Source organism: Glycomyces terrestris, from assembly GCF_003933745.1.
Taxonomy (GTDB): domain Bacteria; phylum Actinomycetota; class Actinomycetes; order Mycobacteriales; family Micromonosporaceae; genus Glycomyces; species Glycomyces terrestris.
In genome coordinates, this window is the sequence record NZ_RSEB01000012.1 from 1 (window position 1) to 15,581 (window position 15,581).

At 67.8% G+C, this 15,581-nt stretch carries 20 protein-coding genes and 1 other RNA gene; 17 read left to right on the plus strand and 4 right to left on the minus strand.

Annotated features, from left to right (window positions below):
* Positions 1 to 504: 504 nt before the first annotated feature.
* Together EIW28_RS23840 and EIW28_RS23845 are read right to left on the minus strand one after the other, a co-directional pair.
* Positions 505 to 1,200 (minus strand): HAD family hydrolase, encoded by a 696-nt coding sequence (locus EIW28_RS23840; protein ID WP_158630523.1) that lies wholly within the window; start codon positions 1,198 to 1,200, stop codon positions 505 to 507.
* On the minus strand, positions 1,197 to 2,078 hold the full coding sequence (locus EIW28_RS23845; RefSeq protein ID WP_125250224.1) for a winged helix-turn-helix domain-containing protein: 882 nt from the start codon (positions 2,076 to 2,078) through the stop codon (positions 1,197 to 1,199). Before EIW28_RS23845 ends, EIW28_RS23840 begins: the two co-directional genes overlap by 4 nt.
* Positions 2,079 to 2,233: 155 nt before the next feature.
* Between EIW28_RS23845 and EIW28_RS23850 the strand changes: the two genes are divergently transcribed.
* From EIW28_RS23850 to EIW28_RS23930, 17 genes are all read left to right on the plus strand, one after another.
* Positions 2,234 to 2,737, plus strand: coding sequence for a hypothetical protein (locus tag EIW28_RS23850; RefSeq protein WP_125250225.1), 504 nt, complete (start codon positions 2,234 to 2,236; stop codon positions 2,735 to 2,737).
* An 87-nt stretch (positions 2,738 to 2,824) separates the two neighbouring features.
* Positions 2,825 to 3,052, plus strand: coding sequence for a hypothetical protein (locus EIW28_RS23855; protein WP_125250226.1), 228 nt, complete (start codon positions 2,825 to 2,827; stop codon positions 3,050 to 3,052).
* 95 nt (positions 3,053 to 3,147) lie between these two features.
* The gene (locus EIW28_RS23860; protein WP_125250227.1) at positions 3,148 to 3,360 is read left to right on the plus strand and encodes a hypothetical protein; all 213 of its coding nucleotides are present in this window, start codon (positions 3,148 to 3,150) and stop codon (positions 3,358 to 3,360) included.
* Positions 3,359 to 3,430, plus strand: an RNA gene (locus EIW28_RS23865) — hammerhead ribozyme type II. The genes EIW28_RS23860 and EIW28_RS23865 overlap by 2 nt, the downstream gene beginning before the upstream one ends.
* Before the next feature lie 18 nt (positions 3,431 to 3,448).
* Positions 3,449 to 3,640, plus strand: a complete 192-nt coding sequence (locus EIW28_RS23870; protein ID WP_125250228.1) for a hypothetical protein — start codon at positions 3,449 to 3,451, stop codon at positions 3,638 to 3,640.
* Positions 3,641 to 3,693: 53 nt separating this feature from the next.
* A complete protein-coding gene (locus EIW28_RS23875) occupies positions 3,694 to 4,128 on the plus strand; it encodes an RRQRL motif-containing zinc-binding protein (protein ID WP_125250229.1) in 435 nt (144 codons plus the stop codon).
* Entirely contained in the window at positions 4,128 to 4,349 is a 222-nt protein-coding gene (locus tag EIW28_RS23880) for a hypothetical protein (RefSeq protein WP_125250230.1), read from the plus strand. The genes EIW28_RS23875 and EIW28_RS23880 overlap by 1 nt, the downstream gene beginning before the upstream one ends.
* Positions 4,346 to 5,617 carry a hypothetical protein gene (locus tag EIW28_RS23885; protein ID WP_125250231.1) on the plus strand — a complete coding sequence of 424 codons (1,272 nt, stop codon included), beginning with the start codon at positions 4,346 to 4,348 and terminating at the stop codon, positions 5,615 to 5,617. The genes EIW28_RS23880 and EIW28_RS23885 overlap by 4 nt, the downstream gene beginning before the upstream one ends.
* A gap of 66 nt (positions 5,618 to 5,683) precedes the next feature.
* On the plus strand, positions 5,684 to 6,775 hold the full coding sequence (locus tag EIW28_RS23890; protein WP_125250232.1) for a hypothetical protein: 1,092 nt from the start codon (positions 5,684 to 5,686) through the stop codon (positions 6,773 to 6,775).
* 65 nt (positions 6,776 to 6,840) lie between these two features.
* Entirely contained in the window at positions 6,841 to 8,877 is a 2,037-nt protein-coding gene (locus EIW28_RS23895) for a hypothetical protein (protein WP_125250233.1), read from the plus strand.
* 28 nt (positions 8,878 to 8,905) lie between these two features.
* Positions 8,906 to 9,112 carry a hypothetical protein gene (locus EIW28_RS23900; RefSeq protein WP_125250234.1) on the plus strand — a complete coding sequence of 69 codons (207 nt, stop codon included), beginning with the start codon at positions 8,906 to 8,908 and terminating at the stop codon, positions 9,110 to 9,112.
* 250 nt (positions 9,113 to 9,362) lie between these two features.
* A complete protein-coding gene (locus tag EIW28_RS23905; RefSeq protein ID WP_125250235.1) occupies positions 9,363 to 9,560 on the plus strand; it encodes a hypothetical protein in 198 nt (65 codons plus the stop codon).
* A 52-nt stretch (positions 9,561 to 9,612) separates the two neighbouring features.
* Positions 9,613 to 10,602: a DNA cytosine methyltransferase gene (locus tag EIW28_RS23910; protein WP_125250236.1), complete on the plus strand. Its 990-nt coding sequence runs from the start codon at positions 9,613 to 9,615 to the stop codon at positions 10,600 to 10,602.
* Positions 10,587 to 11,489: a bifunctional DNA primase/polymerase gene (locus EIW28_RS23915; RefSeq protein ID WP_125250237.1), complete on the plus strand. Its 903-nt coding sequence runs from the start codon at positions 10,587 to 10,589 to the stop codon at positions 11,487 to 11,489. Before EIW28_RS23910 ends, EIW28_RS23915 begins: the two co-directional genes overlap by 16 nt.
* 27 nt (positions 11,490 to 11,516) lie before the next feature.
* On the plus strand, positions 11,517 to 12,536 hold the full coding sequence (locus EIW28_RS23920; RefSeq protein ID WP_125250238.1) for an AAA family ATPase: 1,020 nt from the start codon (positions 11,517 to 11,519) through the stop codon (positions 12,534 to 12,536).
* A 159-nt stretch (positions 12,537 to 12,695) separates the two neighbouring features.
* Complete coding sequence (locus tag EIW28_RS23925) at positions 12,696 to 12,926, plus strand: helix-turn-helix transcriptional regulator (protein ID WP_125250239.1); 231 nt, start codon at positions 12,696 to 12,698, stop codon at positions 12,924 to 12,926.
* A gap of 55 nt (positions 12,927 to 12,981) precedes the next feature.
* Positions 12,982 to 14,241 carry a tyrosine-type recombinase/integrase gene (locus EIW28_RS23930; protein ID WP_125250240.1) on the plus strand — a complete coding sequence of 420 codons (1,260 nt, stop codon included), beginning with the start codon at positions 12,982 to 12,984 and terminating at the stop codon, positions 14,239 to 14,241.
* A gap of 88 nt (positions 14,242 to 14,329) precedes the next feature.
* Here EIW28_RS23930 and EIW28_RS23935 read toward each other — a convergent pair whose 3' ends face one another.
* Positions 14,330 to 14,893, minus strand: coding sequence for a hypothetical protein (locus EIW28_RS23935; protein ID WP_125250241.1), 564 nt, complete (start codon positions 14,891 to 14,893; stop codon positions 14,330 to 14,332).
* A gap of 6 nt (positions 14,894 to 14,899) precedes the next feature.
* Positions 14,900 to 15,214, minus strand: a complete 315-nt coding sequence (locus tag EIW28_RS25740; protein WP_125250242.1) for an EndoU domain-containing protein — start codon at positions 15,212 to 15,214, stop codon at positions 14,900 to 14,902.
* Positions 15,215 to 15,581 lie beyond the last annotated feature (367 nt).

A 15,581-nucleotide genomic window follows, 5' to 3' on the forward strand; every position in this document is an offset into this window, starting at 1 on the left:
GCCGTTTCCGAATCTCGGCATGTCAAGGAGACCGGGAATCCGGCTATGACCAGGGGTAGCGCCTCCTGTCAGCAAAGGCTACGCAGTCTCGGGAGCCTTGCGCGGACACCCGCTTGTTATGCAGATTTACCGCGACTTGCCGGGTCCGTATGTACTGAATCCGTACTTCACCCCAAGGTTGATGCTTGGTACTTGGGGCTGAAACATAGGGGGTTGCCGGTCGGGCACTGGAAGCCTGAACCCTTTTGAACCCTTCAGTGGCAAACCCCTGACCTGGTTCTATATCGGTAAAGGGTTCAAGGGGTTCAAAGTTTCAAGATTCGGCGTACAACAGAACCCCTTCCCTCTTGTTGAGGTTCTACAAGTGGGAGGGGGTTGAAACCCTTTTTCTTCCCCCCAACGGAATTGAGGGGTATACCCACATAGGGAAACCCGCTGAAAGCCGCTCTACGTGGCTCTCAGCGGGTTATGTTTCCGCAGGTCAGGGGCAATATCCCCCTTGTTTCAGCTCTCTTGAGCGTCGATGAGCCAAGGAAGCTCCCAGAGCTCGTCAACGAGAATTTCGGCCCCCACTGCGGCAAGCCGCTGCCGCTTCCCGGCTTTGTTCGCAAGACCGATCGTCATGATTGCCGCCGCTTTGCCGGCCTCGATGTCGGTCACCGAGTCTCCAACGAAGCACGCCTTAGCTGCCGTGGTCTTGAAGCTGGCGAGAGCTTGCTCAAGCAGGAACGGCTTGGGCTTCATGGACTCCGGATGAGCGAAGGGCCGTCCCAGCACTCTCGCCACCATCGAGTCGAGCCCATTGCGCTTGAGGTACTTGGTGATCGATGGCTCGGAGTTGTTGCTCACGATGCCCACAGAGAGCCCCCGCCCGTACGCGGCATTGATCAACTCGGATGCTCCTGAGGTCAGCGTCGCAGTTTCTACGGCCAGCACCTCTGCCCGGCGAAGTCGCTCGTCGAGCTCGATGACGCGCTGCCTTGGCAGCGTCATCGCGGCGGTACTCAGGACCTGCATGGGGTCGGTCTCGCCGCCGAGCTGCTTCGCAAGGTCGGGTGCGAACCCCTCTGTGAAGGCCACCAGCTCTTGAGCGATGTCAGGTGCCGGGTATCCAGCGAACACACTGCACACCGGCCCGTCGAAGTCGAGAAGCAGGAGCTCCTTCGCGGCAAGCTCTCGGCTTTGACCAGATCGGATCACGATCCCTCCCGCCCCGAGGCCACGGTGGTCCATACGGAATCGAACCACTTGCGCGCAGCTTCAACGAAGAGAGTGCCCTGCTCGGACTCGCCTCCGCCGCGCGAGAAGTGGAAGAGGTGGGCGTCCTTGCCCATCGGGTCGAAGATGTCGATGTCCGTGCCGTTGATGGAAACCGGGTGCTGAACGATCGGGTAGAAGCCGAAGAAGACTTCCGCCTCATTCAGGATGAAGAGCTTGAACGTCGGGGCAACGCCGTGCATCCGCACCTCGACGGCGCCTGACTTGATGAGGCCGAGCCCTTGCAGCTCACGGACATCGTTGGTGAGTCCATCGAGAGCTTGATCGGTAATCCGAGCCATCCGGTTTGAAGCGAGGGTGGGGTCCTCGGTGGGATCGACCGGGATTGGCAGTGCCATCGGCAGGCGCATGTCGGACACCATGATCCGAAGGTGGATGCTCTGCGGGGTCAGCTCCCCGAGTCGGATGCGATCGAGCGGTTCCGAGATCACGCCCCTGAGCGTCTCGCCGGAGAATCCTGCAAAGTCGATTGTCACTCGGTCCTGCCGGAACAGTTCCTCGACGTGGGGGCGGAGTTCGACGGTGCGATGGGTCTTGCTGCGCACGCGAGGCAGCTTCCCCTGTCCTGTGACGATGAGGCTTTCCCTCTCATCGAGCATGCGGATGGCCTTCTTGACGGTCTCCCGAGCCACCCCGAACCGCTTCATGAGCTTTGCGTTGGCAGGCAGGGTTTCGCCGGGTGAGAACTTCCCCGTCAGGATCGCCGCCTTGAGCCGCTTGGCGATCTGGATGTAGTCGGCGTCCGAGCTATCCGGGTCGAGTTTTCCCAGGAAGTCGTACTCGTCGGTGTAGTCGTCCATGCATCCAGGCTAGCAGTTGGCTAGCCAGGCCGGAAAAATCTTGAACGTCCTGTTGACATGACTAGTCAAGCTGTGTATCTTCATAGATATCCAACCTGGCTCGCCAAGTCGACAAGCGTCGAAGGGCTGCCGTTACCGCAGTTCAGGAGGCTCAGATGATCCGCAATGGTTCTCACCCGGTGGCGTCGGCGGCGGCGCGACTCTGCCGCTCGCTGCACGACCACACGCCGTCCTGGGAGGACGTGGCTTGCCCGGAGTGCTGGGAGACGGCGCTGATCGCTGACAAGGAAGCCGCTGCCGAGGCGGGGCTTCCGGAGGTGTGCGAGGCCGACCCGGAGTTGATCGATGAGGTCGCGGTCGAGCGCGCGGTGGCCGGCAAGGCGGTCGAGCTGACCGTGGCCGAGTGGCAGGCCGCGAAGCTCGCGCTCATGCAGCGCCGCCAGGTCGGTCTGTGCCACGCCCGATACCTGCTCTCCCGCACGGTGACCGTGGTCGACGCCCTGGGCTCTCCGCTGGACCCGCGTCTCCTCGGGCAGGTCTCCGGAGCTCGCTCGTTCAGCCCGGCCCGTGTCGTCACGCTCGCCGCCCTCACTCGCGCCCGCCGCCAGGCCTCCCGCCGTGAGGTCTTCGCCGCGGGGTTGGTCCCGCAGGCCGCTTGAGGCGAAACCCAGGCCTCAGGGCCTGTGGTCCGGGTGAGGGTGGCTCCCTCCCCGCTGATGAGCCAAGCCGAATTGACAGGAGACGTGATGTCAGACGGGATCTGGATGTCCTCGGAAGACCTCGAAGAGATTGACGCGCAGGCCGCTTCCGACGGCGAGGAGATCGAGCGTCTTGTCGCGCAGGTCGAACGACTCGAAACCGCGATCGCTTCGGCCGCGGGGCTGTTCAACCACTTGGTCATGACTGGACAGATGACCGAAGAGCAAGTCGGGGAGATCGATGCGTGGCTGAACCGATACGAGCCCAGCGAATGACGGCGAAACCGGGTCTGTCTACAGGCGGGTCCGGTCCGGGTGAGGGCGGCTCCCTCCCCGCTGATGAGCCAAGCCGAACCGAAAGCAGGAAGCCCATGCAGCGCAACTTCTTCGTCTCCTACGCCCGCGTTAGCCAGAACGGTGGTGGGTTCGGGTTCTCCTCCCTGACCCTTTCCCAGAACAGCCCGATGACCGCTGAGGCGTTCAACGGCCTCACCACCCTGCTCAAGGAGCAGAACCCCGGCTGGGACTGCATCGTCCTGTCCTTCCACGAGCTGGAGGCGACCGAAGCGCCCGCGAGCGTCTAGGCGAAACCCGGCCTTCGGGCCGTGGTCCGCCGGTGGATGGCTTCCCCGGCGCTGATGAGCCAAGCCGAACGAATCGAGGGAGACGCGGATGAGCAACGGACGCAAGCACATGAGCCGCGAGCAGCGTCGCGAGGCGGACCGCCGGTACACGGAGGCGCGTGACCGCCTGAACGCCTACACGCCCGAGGGCGGTGCGGAAGACGACGAGTTCCTGCGGCTCAATGCGGCCGTGATCGAGGCCGAGCAGTCGGCCGGCCTGTGGGCGAAGCTCCGCAGTTGAGGCGAAACGCAGGCGTCGCCTGCGTCCGGTGCCGGGTGGCTCTCGGCCCGCTGATGAGCCAAGCCAGATCAGATCGAAGGGAGGTGCGGCCGGTGTATCGAGTCGAGTTCGATGACCCGGAGGGCGAGCGACACGGCGGGTTGCCGACGTTCAACTTCCGCCACGCCCCCAAGGGCCTTGCCACGCGCCGCCAGCTCGCGGCCGAGGGCAAAACACCGGGTCGCCAGCCGATCGCGGCGCAGATCCTGTGGCGGCGCGGCTCCCGCATCCGCTGCGCCTACCTCTACCGCACCGACCTCGCCCGCCCGAAGCGCCCGGCGACGGACGCGCAGTTGGCCGCGCTCCTGAAAGCCCATGTGGCGCAGTGCATCTGCCCCACGTGCGGGCGCGAGTTCGGCTACTACATCCCGCGCCGCTTCGGCGAATGCGCCGAGTGCCACGACGCCCCCGCCGCCGAGCGGGCCGAGGCGTGGACGGAGGCGGCCTGATGCAGACCATTGCCGCTCGCTTCCCGGCCTACGCCGCCTTGACCGATGACCAGCTCCTCGAACTGATCGAGGAAACCGGGATCGCCCTTGCCGAGTCCGCCCGCGGCGCGCACGAGCGCGCCGTCTTCCGCATGGACACCGTCGCCATGCGCCTGGGCATCGCCGAGGAGATCGAACCCCTTGCCGCCTACCTCGTGGGCGAGAACGGAGACCTGTCATGAGCACCAACCTGATCGGGCCGGACGAGCCCGGGAACGAGTGGGCGGCGATCGAGGCCGCGGTCTTGGCCGCATCCGGCATCGAGCCGAACCGCACTCCTGTCGCTGGCCCGGCCCCTGCGGCCGTCCCGGCGCCCGCCAACGCGGACGAGTCCGAGGCCGATGTGGACCCCGAGGCCGACTCGTACCTGTGGCCCTCGGTGGTGGATGCCAAGGGCCGCAACACCGGCGAACTCGCCCGGCCCAACCCTGAAGCGGCGAAGGCGGCGATGCGCCGCGCTGCGGCCGTCTCAGCGGCCGACATCCAGGCCCTGGCCGGGGCGATCTCCGAGCCCGAGGCGCGCGACATCATCGCCCAGGCCGCCTCTCAGCGCTCGGTCGAGCGCGAGCTTGGCGCGGGGGTGGCGAAGCTGCGGGCGCAGCTCGCGGCCGAGGGCGCCCGCCGCCAGGCCGAGCACGAGGCGCGCATGGCCGAGGCCCGCCGCCGCCGTGAGAACCGCGCCGCCGCGGCCCTGGAGCGCCGCGACAGGGCCCTCGACCCGACCACGCGCGTCGTCCGCCTGGCCGCCGCCGAGCGGTGGGTGCCGTGGATCGCGACGCTGCCGGCGTTCTTGGCCGCCGGGCTCGGCGCGGTCAACGTCGGCGTGAGCCTCGACGTGCTCTCCCCGGGCACGCAGCTCATCAACTGGATGGTCGAGCCGCTGCTGACGCTGCCGGTCGTGGCGATCTTGATCGCACAGATCCTCGGCGCGGTCGGTGAAGGCGACGCCAACCCCTACCGCAGCCTGGAGCGGGGCCTGGTCTTCGTGGCCCTGGTGCTCAACGTCGGCCTGCACATCGCTGTCGACGGCCTCACGCCCGCCGCGTTCGTGTGGGCGATCGTCCCGGCCGGGCTCGCGATCTCCGCGAACCTGGTGCCGCGCCTGATCGGCCACACCCGCCAGGCCCTCACCGCCGCCTCCGCCGAGCCGATCCCCGACGTAGCGCCGCAGGCGTTCCGGGTGACTCCCCAGGCCGGAGTCCAGGTGGACTCGGACTGGACCGCGCCTGGACCGTCGCAGGTCAACGCGGGTGACGCCGGTGAGTCCAGGTCGGACGCCGAAGTACTCGCCGACCTCGCCGAAGCCGTCCGCAACCGCGCCATCGACCCCGGCACCGGCCGCCCGATCGACCCCAAAAGCGCCGAGTCCATCCGCCGCACGATCGGCATCGCCAAGGCGCGCGCCCGGTGCGCCCGTGACCAGTACGCCTCGATCGAGGCGACCGAATAGCCCACCTCTGGCGGGGGCCGGGCCTGCTGCTCGCCCGGCCCCCGCCGCTACCGATTGGAGAAGCGCATGCCGAAGAAGGGGCTGTGGACCGGGTTCTGGTCCGAGACCGGCTACAAGGTCGCGCGCAAGCAGAAGCAGAGCCTGCAGCACTGGTTCACGCACCACCCGACGACGTTCCTGCTCGCCTGGGGCACCAAGGGCCTGGTGTGGAACCTCCCGAAAGTCACCGGCAAGGCCGCCTGGAAGGGCGGGCGGCACCTGCTGGGCAAGACCACCAAGACCAAGACCCTCAAGGCCGCTCGCGAGAGCGTCACCGTCATCACCAACGCCGACAAGGGCAACGGCGGCCCCGCGCAGGTCAGCTACGGCGGCAACGTCGTCACGTTGATCCCCACCGGCGCCGCCCGACCCGCTCACATGAAGGGACCGCTCATGCAGACCGGAAAGCAGATGCTCGGCACGACACCCATGGGCAAGCTGTTCGTTGCCCTCGCCGCCGAGCTGGAGTACTTCACGCCCGCCCGCGACAAGGAAGCGACCTCGACGCTCAACCTGCTCACCGACGCCCACCAGGCGTTCGGGCGCCTGGCGGGCGGGGTCGACATGTTCGCCGATGTCGTCTTCGCCTGCGGCATGCACTCGCGCGTCGTCCATCACCTCTACCAGGCCGTCGAAGACGCCGAGTCGATCAGTGAGCGGATGCGCCAGGCCCGCCGCCTGGTCGAGACCATCTACGGCGACCGCATCATGCAGGAGGAATCCAGCGTCGGTGTCGTCAACGCCCTGCCGGCCCTCGCAGGCGGTGAAGAGACCACCGGCCTCGCCCCGCTCGCGACCAAGCTCGCGGCCTACTACATGGCGTTCGAGCCGCGCGTCGACGAGGAAGCGACCTCGATTCTCGAGGTCGTCAAGGTAAGCCAGGCCGGGTGGGCCGTGGTCGGTGAGGCCGCCACGGCCCTGGCCGAGCGCCTGGGCGCCTTCGCGGTCGACCGGCGCGTGCGCGTCAAGGTCGCCTCGGGCGCCGACGCCGCTGTCGGCACGTCCGCTGCGTTCGGGGCCGCCCGCCGGTCCCTGACCAGCCTGTACCGCGCGCAGATGGCCCAAGAGGCCACCGGCACCGCCACCATCCTCACCATCCCGTTGGGCCGCGCCGCCTAGCAACCGCCCTGCTGGAGCGGCGGCCTATCGCCGCTCCAGCACCCACCCTTGAGAGGACGATTCCCATGGGCTCCAACACCAATGCCAAGCACGTCGGCCACGTGGTCATGCAGACCGGGCGCGGCGCGGTCAAGGCCACCGAGTTCACCGTGCACCACTGGCGGGGGCTCCTGCCGGTCCTGTGTATCGGCGCGGCGATGGCCTTCGCGGGCGGCTCCAGCCTCTTCGCGTGGCTCTACGGCCCCTGGGCGTGGGCCTGGACGAGTGCGATCGGCATCGTGCTGTTCATCTGGGCGGACGGGTGGGTCGGCACCCTCCAGCGGCCCGCACGCGCCCCCGGCGTCGCCTTCCTGCTGTTCACCACCGCCGCCTCGGTCGTCCTCATCCTCGCCGGGGCCTACATCGAGGCGTACATGGTCGTCGGCGTTGCCGGGCTCGTCCTGGGCACGTGGTGGTGGAATGGGCAGGCCTACCAGGGCCACAAGGCCGTCAAGCGCGCCGAGCGGCGCATGGAGACCGTCCTTGCCAAGCTCGGGATCTCGGCCGGCACCCGGATCACCTCGGCCCGCATCCTCCCGGATGGCTCGCGTGAGTGGCGGCTCTACCTGGGGGACGAGGACCGGCCCGACCAGATCAAGGCCGAGGACGTGGCACACATGCTCAAGACCAACCTGGACCGTGTCGTGGTCCGCCGGGTCGAGAAGGGCTCCTCGCGGTCGGTCAAGATCGTCCACCTCGCTAAGTCGCCGGACCAGGTCGCCGAGAAGGTCCACCCGGCCCTCAAGGCCGCCAACCGCACCGCGGGGGCGGCTTGGGCGCCCGGTACCCGCTCGGTCCTCAACGGCCTGCCGACCGGGTCGGTGCTCGGGTCGGCCGCCGAAGCGGTCATGAAGCTGTACAACGCCTCCCAGGACGCCCGCTGCGTGATGCTGCTGGGCAAGTCCGGCATGGGCAAGACCAACACCGCCACGGCCGCCCTGCTGTCGCTCATCGCCTGCAAGGACGCCGTCGTCGGCGTCTGCGACATCCCCAAGGCCGGAAACCTCGGGCTCCCGTTCGCCCCTGTGCTCCACCGGATCGCGCGGACCGCCGACGAGCTGGAGGCCGACCTGGTCGGGCTGTACAACCTCGCCTCGGACCGGTGTGCGCGCTTGGCGCGCGGCGAAGTCCACACCGCCGAGGGCAAGCGGGCCCGCAACTGGGTGCCCTCGCCGACCTCCCCGGCCGTCGTCTACTTCCTCGACGAGCTCGCCAACACCATGCTGGCGATCGGCGCGAAGAACGCCGACCAGGCCGAGCGGATCTGGGACCTGCTCATCGGACTCGGCCAGTTCGTGCGCCAGGCCGGCATCGTGCTCGTGCCGATGTCGCAGACCGCCAAGCTCCAGATGATCCGCCCCGACTTCACCTCCCAGATGGGCACCTACGTCGTCCACCAGCTCAAGAAGCTCGCCGACGGCGGCGACATCTGGCAGGGCCTTGACGTCAACTACCTGGAGGCGGGCCTGCCGAAGGTCGGCATGAACCTCCTCGGTGACCTCGACGGCGGTGACCCGATCAAGACCATGTCCTACGACATGGACTCCCAGATCGCCGACGAGGCCGAATGGAACCGCGCGGTCGCCGACTACATCGGCCACCGCCCGAGCCTCCACCACGTCGAAGTTGGCACGCTCGGCTGGGGCAATGCCCTCTGCGGCACCGACACCGCCGAGACGGCCGTCGCCGTCGCCGGACAGCGCCCGGCCGCTCTCGCGCCCGCTGCGCCGCTTGCGACCGACGAGCGCGGCATGGACGCCGCCGCTCTGCTGGCCGACGCGATCGAGGACGACCAGATGCCGGCCGGGGCCGGGATCATCACCGGCGCCGACCCGGTCGACGGTGACGACGAGCGCCAGGCCGCCGTCCTGGCCGCGCTCGTCCAGGCCGCCGCGAAGGGCCTGTCGCGCGCCGACATCGAGCGCAGCGCCTCCCTGTCCACCTCGACCGCCAAGCGCGTCCTGGGTGCCCTCCAGACCGGCCAGAGCCCCCGGGTTCGCCGTGAGGGCTCGGGCCGCGCCACCCGCTACTACCTGGCCGACGACCAGCTCGTCTCGGCCTGAACCGCACCACAACCGAAGGGACACCACCGTGAAGAAGAAGCCCGGCGACCGCTACCAGATCGGCCACAACCCGCTGGAGGGCTACACCCTCGACGAGCTCGTGACCGTCGCGCTCGGCCGCGCCAAGGACCACGCCGAGCTAGGGGAGGAGACCGAGTCGACCGCCTGGGCGGCGATCGCCCAAGCCGCGGCGACCTTCCACCTGTCGCAGACCCTCGCCAACCTGCGCGAGTAGCAGCGGCTCACCAGCCGATCCTTTGGGCTCAAGCGAAGAGATTAATACCCGATAGTCCGATTTATCGGCCCAGTTTTCGGCTCAAGGCCCTGGGTTGCGGCTCACGCTGCGGTCCAAGCGTGCCCGATTCATGCCTGGGAATCCGGTTTGCGGCTCACGGTGAGCCGTAAACCGACCCCCCATAGGGGGCAGGTGACCCGGGTGAGCCGCAACCGCACCCGCCAACACACGCACGCAAGGAGCACCAGCGATGCCCGAGCACGACGAGACGACACCCGAGCCCTGCCGCGAGTGCGGCAAGAGCCCCTGCGCCTACTGCCACGACTGCGGCGGCGAGTACGGCCGCGGCGGGCCCTACGCCTGCGTCTGCGGCGACGACTACGAGTGCTGCGTCGACGGCGACTGCTACGACTGCCTGCGCGCCGCAGGCCTCGCCGACGAGTACTAACCCACCCGGCCCGGCCCCGATCGGGGCCGGGCCCGACCGAAAGGAGCCACCGATGAACGCACCTACCCCGCTTCGAATCGGGTCGCTGTGCTCGGGCTACGGCGGCCTGGACATGGCCGTCTCGGCCGTGCTCGACGCCGAGACCGTGTGGCACTGCCAGTTCGACCCCGACGACCCGCGCCAGTACGCCGCCCGCATCCTCGCCCACCACTGGCCCGCCGTCCCCAACCACGGCGACATCACCCGCACCGACTGGGCCGCAGTCGAGCCCGTCGACATCCTCACCGCAGGGTTTCCCTGCCAACCCGTCTCGAACGCCGGCAAACGGAAAGGACAAGCCGATGCCCGATGGATCTGGCCCGCAGTCGCAGACGCCGTTCGCGTACTTCGACCCCGACTCGTGTTCCTGGAGAACGTCGCAGCCATCACTGGTCGAAACCTGGGCGCCGTCCTCGATTCCCTGGCCGCGCTCGGGTACGACGCGAGCTGGACATGCCTTCACGCGTCCGACATCGGCGCGCCCCACCGCCGAGAGCGATGGTTCTGCCTTGCTTGGCACGCCGATGACCAGCTCGAGCTGCAGCCCCGGCGACCTGTCCAACCGCCGCAACCGCACCCGGCTGGAGACGCAAGTCGTCCTGCTGCCCACGCCCACCACGCAAGCGCACTCGCGGAACGCGACCGCCAACCGCAGCGCCCCGAAGCCGACGACGAACACGCGGTCCTCGACGCTCCTGGACGTGTTCTGGACTGGGGACCCTACGCCCCCGCCATCGCCCAATGGGAGCACGTGATGGGCCGCCCCACACCCTTCCCGACCGAGCAGGGCAGGAACGGCCCCCGCCTGGCCGCTCGATTCGTGGAATGGCTCATGGGCCTGCCCGCAGGGTTCGTGACCGGCCTTGACCTGCCCCGCACCGCCCAACTCCGCGCCCTCGGCAACGGCGTCGTACCTCACCAGGGCGCCGCCGCCCTCGCAGACCTCCTCACCGACTACCAGGCCGCGACGGCCGGAAGGGAACTGACATGGACCGCAGCTTGATCGCATCGGCCGTGGCCTGCGCGCGTCGCGGCTGGCCGGTCTTCCCGCTCCTCAAGGGCGGCAAGCGACCCGCCATCAAGGACTGGGAAACCCGCGCCACCACTGACCCCGACCGCATCCGCGCCTGCTGGAGCCGCGGGGATTGGAACATCGGTCTCGCGACCGGCCCTGCTGGCCTGGTGGTGGTCGACCTCGACCGGCCCAAGGGCGGGCAGGAGCGGTTCAACGGCGACGGGTCGATCTACACCGGCGCGGTCGGCTATGACACTCTCGCCGCTGAGGCGGAAGGCGCGAGCGGCCTGGGGGAGACCTTCACCGTCGCTACCCCTTCGGGCGGCTGGCACCTGTACTTCACCCACCCCGAGGGCGTTGCGCCACTGCGCAACACGGCCTCGACGCTCGCCTACCTGGTCGACACCCGCGCCCACGGCGGCTACGTCGTCGCGCCCGGCTCGCGCACCGACGCCGGCGCCTACACCGTGATCCACAAGGGCGCCGCCTTGCCGCTCCCGGCCTGGCTCGCAGCCCGCCTTGCGCCCGCCCAACGGCCCCCACACGCACCCGGCGCTGCGGTGCCTGCTGCGGCTCGGCTGGCGCGCTCGGAGCGGCGCACGGGCCGTCTCGCGGCGTACCTGGCCGCCGCGATCGACCGAGAGACGACCGCCGTTGCCTCGGCCACCGAGGGCGGGCGGAACCACCGCCTCTACTGCGCCGCCGTTGCTCTCGGGCAGCTCGCCGCGTCGGGCTACCTCACTGTTGCCGAAGCGACCGAACCACTCACGGCCGCCGCCCGCACCGCGGGCCTGGAAGACCTCGAAACTGCCCGCACCATCGCTTCCGGCCTCACCGCCGGTGCCCGCAACCCGCGAACCCTCGACCTCGACTAGCCGCTACCGAACCCGGAGGCACACAGCATGTTCGACCACGACGACCACACGCCACCACCACCCGAGGACACCGACCTCGGCGTATTCGCACCGCCCAAGCGGCGCGTCGCCTGGTCCGCAACGGACCTCATGGACGCCCATTTCCCCGAACCGAAGTGGGCCGTGCCCGGCATGATCTGCGAGGGCGTCAACCTGTTCTGCGGCCCGCCCAAGGTCGGCAAGTCCTGGGCGAGCCTCGGACTCGGCCTCGACATCGCCGCCGGCGGCGTCGCGTTCGGGTCGATCCCGGTCAACGCCGGGCCCGTCCTCTACCTCGCACTCGAAGACACCGCGCGGCGCCTTCAGTCGCGGATGCGGACCCTGCTCGCCGGGAACCGCGCCCCCGAGCAGTTGACGATCGTGACCGAGTGCCCGCGTCTGGACAACGGCGGCGCGGAGATGATCGACGGCTGGCTCACCGCGCACCCGACGGCGCGCCTGGTCGTGGTCGACGTGTTCGCCAAGATCCGGCCCGCCGCCGCGCACGGCTCCAACGCCTACGACGCCGACTACGCCGCGATCGGCGCGATCAAGCGCCTGGCCGACAAGCACGCCGTCGCCTTCCTCGTCGTCCACCACGTCCGCAAGGCCGGATCGGACGACTTCCTCTCCGAGGTTTCGGGCACGAACGGCATCGCGGGCGCGGCCGACGCCACGCTCGTGCTCAAGAGGGGTCGCGGCAAGGCCGACGGGCTGCTGCACATCACCGGCCGCGACGTCGAAGAGGTCGAACACGCCTTCTCCTTCGACCCCGCACGCGGCGCCTGGCGGCTGCTCGACGGGGACCCGCGCAAGCTCACCCAGACGGACAACCACTCCACGGTCCACGACTGGCTGCTCGACAACCCCGAGTCCGGCCCGACCGCCATCGTCGCCGGCACGGGACTCAATCCGGAGTCGGTCAAGACCACACTGCGACGCGGCGAGAAGCAGGGCTGGTTCAAACCGATTGGCCGCGGAAAGTGGCTCGCCATCGACAGCGGTCGCGAAGCCGAGTCGATGTTCTGACCCCTTTGAAACTTTGAACCCTTTGAACCCTTCGACGGCATAGACGCAGGTCAACCCGGATTTCCGAAAGGGTTCAGAAGGGTTCAGGCAGAGAACGAAACAGGCCCCGGCGCGAGTCGCAAACCCGCCGAGGCCCGATCAATAGAAAGCGAGCCCATCATGGCACACGCAAACACCGGTACCTCGGGCAAGGAATCCACGACGGACGACTTCCTGCTGACGCCCGAGGAGACCGCCGACATCCTCAAGGTCGCCACCCAGACGCTCGCGAACTGGCGTTCCCAGGGCAAGGGCCCCTCATGGGTCAAGCTCGGCGCCCGCCGCTGCCGATACCGCCACAGCGAGATTCACCGCTTCATCGAAGCCATGACCGTCACCGCCGACAGCTAGCCCGGCGCGGCGAGGGACCAGCGTCCCTCGCCGCGCCACCATCGAAGGGAATCCCATGGCACGCACCTGGATTGAAGATCGCAACAAGCACGCTGCCTACCGCGAACAAGTCACCGCAGCGAAGGCGGCGGGACGCGTCCCGCCCGGTCGTTGGCGCCTCCGCTGGTACGACCCTGACGGCAAGGCCAAGGCCCTGACGTTCAAGAAGAAGTCCCAGGCCGAAGCCGAGCAAGTCAAGCTCGAAGCGCGCCTCGACGAGGGCACCTACCGCGACCCCAAGGCCGGGCGGATGCGCTTCGGCGAAGCCGCCGCCAAGTGGTTCGACAACCGCCGCGACATCAAGGAATCCTCGCGGAAGTCGTACGCGAACGCCTTGGAACGGCACCTCCTGCCCACATGGGGCGCGACCGCTCTCGACGCGGTGACCTACGAGCGGATCACCGACTGGCTGAACGAGATCCACGACCCCGACGCCGATCAGCCCGACGAGGACAACGAAGGGAAACGGCCCCGCGCCAAGACTGGCAAGGTCGGGGCGTCTCACCTGCGAACCATCCACCGCGTCATGAGCATGATTCTGGACTGGGCCGTCATGTCGAAGCGCCTTGCTGCCAACCCGGCCGCAGGTGTTCCGCTGCCCCGGCGCCCGCCCTCGACCCACATCTATCTGAGCCATGCCGAAGTTGCGCAGCTCGCCGAGGCGGTGACGCGACTCGATTTCCGGCTGTCCGCCTCGCGCGCCAAGGCGCCTGAGTACCGCGCCCTGTTGATGCTGCTGGCCTATACAGGCCTGAGGTGGGGCGAGGTGAGCGCGCTGCGGGCCGGTCGCGTCGACCTCGACCGGCGGCGCATCCACGTTGTGGAGGCGTATAGCGAATCCAAGGGCGGCAAGCTGTACCTGTCGACGCCGAAGAGTCATGAGCCCCGCACGGTCCCCGTTCCCGAGTTCCTGGTTGCCGAGCTGGCGCCGTTCCTGCCACCGGCCGGCACTGAGGCTGACCGGCTGGTGTTCACCTCACCGAACGGAGGCGTGCTGCGCGCGGCCAACTTCCGCACGCGGGTGTTCGACCGGGCTGTCGCCGAGGCGGGGCTCTCGGGTGCGATGACCATTCACAAGCTGCGGCACAGTGCCGCGTCGCTCGCCATCGCGGCCGGGGCGGACATCAAAGTCGTGCAGCAGATGCTGGGCCACTCCAGCGCAACCATGACCCTCGACGTGTACGGGCACCTGTTCCCTGACCGCCTCGATGAGGTCGCCGACGCAATGAGCGCGAAGCGGGCCGCTGCGCTTGGCCTGGAGGAGGACACAGCCTAAACGCAAAAACGCAGGAGCCGGGTTCGCATCGGGCTGACCCGGCTCTTGCCCTGTGTCTAGGGCTGGCCCCTGTGGCGCAGAGCAAAGATCAAGACGTAGCAACCACGAGACGGTCAATGTTTTCGGTTGGCTCACCTAGCACAACAAGAAGTTTGCGCAAATCGTCACGCTCGCTGGAGGTAACGGAAATCTTCCTGAGCGCGAGCACTGCCACCAGCTCAGTTGCCGCGAATCTCCACGACCCGGCATTGCTTGCTTCCGTAAGGATTTCGCGCCAGGTCGGATCAAGCCTCGCAGAGAAGTGCTCAACGACCGCACTTGTTGACCTTGCTATCTCGAGGGTTCTCGCGCTGATTGTGCCAGGCTCGCCTTCGGGGAGATCTTCGAGCCAGGCCGCATCCTCTCCCAGATCTTCGAGAAGTTCTCTTAGCGCTCTACGAAGGTTCTGTGGAAAGCCAACGTTTCTTCCCTGCAGCTCTCGAGCGACGTGGGTCAGGACCCATTCCATCTCTTTATGTGAAGCGGTGAAGCGCGGTGCCTCGAAGCTTGAGTATGCCTCTAGTTCATGCAGGTATTGGACCAGTTCGGGTACGTAGCGCTGCAGTTGCGCCAGGGTCCGGCGGGCCTTCAGCTTGAACTGCTTCTCATCCATTGATGTTCACCTTGTCACTACACGCGGGCCTGGGACAGGATAGGCGGTCCTAACGCTTCCATCGGTGTTCGTCACCACACTGATCGTGACACCGTCTCGGGTGCTGGTGCAAACCTCGCCGCGGCCGCCAACGCGCTCCTCACAATGTTCTGGATTCCTAGCGATCTCGCTGATTGTGCTCAGGATCCGCTCGCAGTCCCAATCGCTTGGGAACCTTGCCTTCCCACTAACGTCTGCTTCCGCATGATGGCCGCCGCCTCCGCCGTCGCAGTCCCCCCAGAGGATGTGCATCTGGTCAACGAGCGATATGTGGCCGCGCATAGATGTGATATTAGGTCGCCAGATCTAACTTAGTGTCCGATTTGATCCTCTCCGTGTATCTGAGGCCTATCGACCTTGTCGAGACCGCGAGCTGGGCTACTCGTTCTTGGTCGCGATGACCGGTCGCGTAGCGGCGCGATGCCTGAGGTCGGCACTGAGCTGGCGAAGCAGATTGCTGGTCGCCCCGGCGCGACCCCCGGGTGCGGAAGTGCTTGAGGCGGCTGCGCGCTCGAGCTGGAGGTTGACACCGCCTGAGGTGTACTGAATGTGTACTGCTGAATGACGAAAGCCGGGTTCGCATCACGCGGACCCGGCTTTTACCTTGGTGTTTGGCTCCCCAACTTGGACTCGAACCAAGAACCTGCCG

What these genes read in the sequence shown, in the direction of transcription:
- EIW28_RS23890 (WP_125250232.1), top strand. Translation starts at nt 5,684, where the DNA reads ATGCCGAAGAAGGGGCTGTGGACCGGGTTCTGGTCCGAGACCGGCTAC.
- EIW28_RS23920 (WP_125250238.1), top strand. Translation starts at nt 11,517, where the DNA reads ATGTTCGACCACGACGACCACACGCCACCACCACCCGAGGACACCGAC.
- EIW28_RS23870 (WP_125250228.1), top strand. Translation starts at nt 3,449, where the DNA reads ATGAGCAACGGACGCAAGCACATGAGCCGCGAGCAGCGTCGCGAGGCG.
- EIW28_RS23860 (WP_125250227.1), top strand. Translation starts at nt 3,148, where the DNA reads ATGCAGCGCAACTTCTTCGTCTCCTACGCCCGCGTTAGCCAGAACGGT.
- EIW28_RS23910 (WP_125250236.1), top strand. Translation starts at nt 9,613, where the DNA reads ATGAACGCACCTACCCCGCTTCGAATCGGGTCGCTGTGCTCGGGCTAC.
- EIW28_RS23880 (WP_125250230.1), top strand. Translation starts at nt 4,128, where the DNA reads ATGCAGACCATTGCCGCTCGCTTCCCGGCCTACGCCGCCTTGACCGAT.
- EIW28_RS23930 (WP_125250240.1), top strand. Translation starts at nt 12,982, where the DNA reads ATGGCACGCACCTGGATTGAAGATCGCAACAAGCACGCTGCCTACCGC.
- EIW28_RS23885 (WP_125250231.1), top strand. Translation starts at nt 4,346, where the DNA reads ATGAGCACCAACCTGATCGGGCCGGACGAGCCCGGGAACGAGTGGGCG.
- EIW28_RS23850 (WP_125250225.1), top strand. Translation starts at nt 2,234, where the DNA reads ATGATCCGCAATGGTTCTCACCCGGTGGCGTCGGCGGCGGCGCGACTC.
- EIW28_RS23895 (WP_125250233.1), top strand. Translation starts at nt 6,841, where the DNA reads ATGGGCTCCAACACCAATGCCAAGCACGTCGGCCACGTGGTCATGCAG.
- EIW28_RS23905 (WP_125250235.1), top strand. Translation starts at nt 9,363, where the DNA reads ATGCCCGAGCACGACGAGACGACACCCGAGCCCTGCCGCGAGTGCGGC.
- EIW28_RS23845 (WP_125250224.1), bottom strand. Translation starts at nt 2,078, where the DNA reads ATGGACGACTACACCGACGAGTACGACTTCCTGGGAAAACTCGACCCG.
- EIW28_RS23925 (WP_125250239.1), top strand. Translation starts at nt 12,696, where the DNA reads ATGGCACACGCAAACACCGGTACCTCGGGCAAGGAATCCACGACGGAC.
- EIW28_RS23855 (WP_125250226.1), top strand. Translation starts at nt 2,825, where the DNA reads ATGTCAGACGGGATCTGGATGTCCTCGGAAGACCTCGAAGAGATTGAC.
- EIW28_RS23915 (WP_125250237.1), top strand. Translation starts at nt 10,587, where the DNA reads ATGGACCGCAGCTTGATCGCATCGGCCGTGGCCTGCGCGCGTCGCGGC.
- EIW28_RS23875 (WP_125250229.1), top strand. Translation starts at nt 3,694, where the DNA reads ATGAGCCAAGCCAGATCAGATCGAAGGGAGGTGCGGCCGGTGTATCGA.
- EIW28_RS23935 (WP_125250241.1), bottom strand. Translation starts at nt 14,893, where the DNA reads ATGGATGAGAAGCAGTTCAAGCTGAAGGCCCGCCGGACCCTGGCGCAA.
- EIW28_RS25740 (WP_125250242.1), bottom strand. Translation starts at nt 15,214, where the DNA reads ATGCGCGGCCACATATCGCTCGTTGACCAGATGCACATCCTCTGGGGG.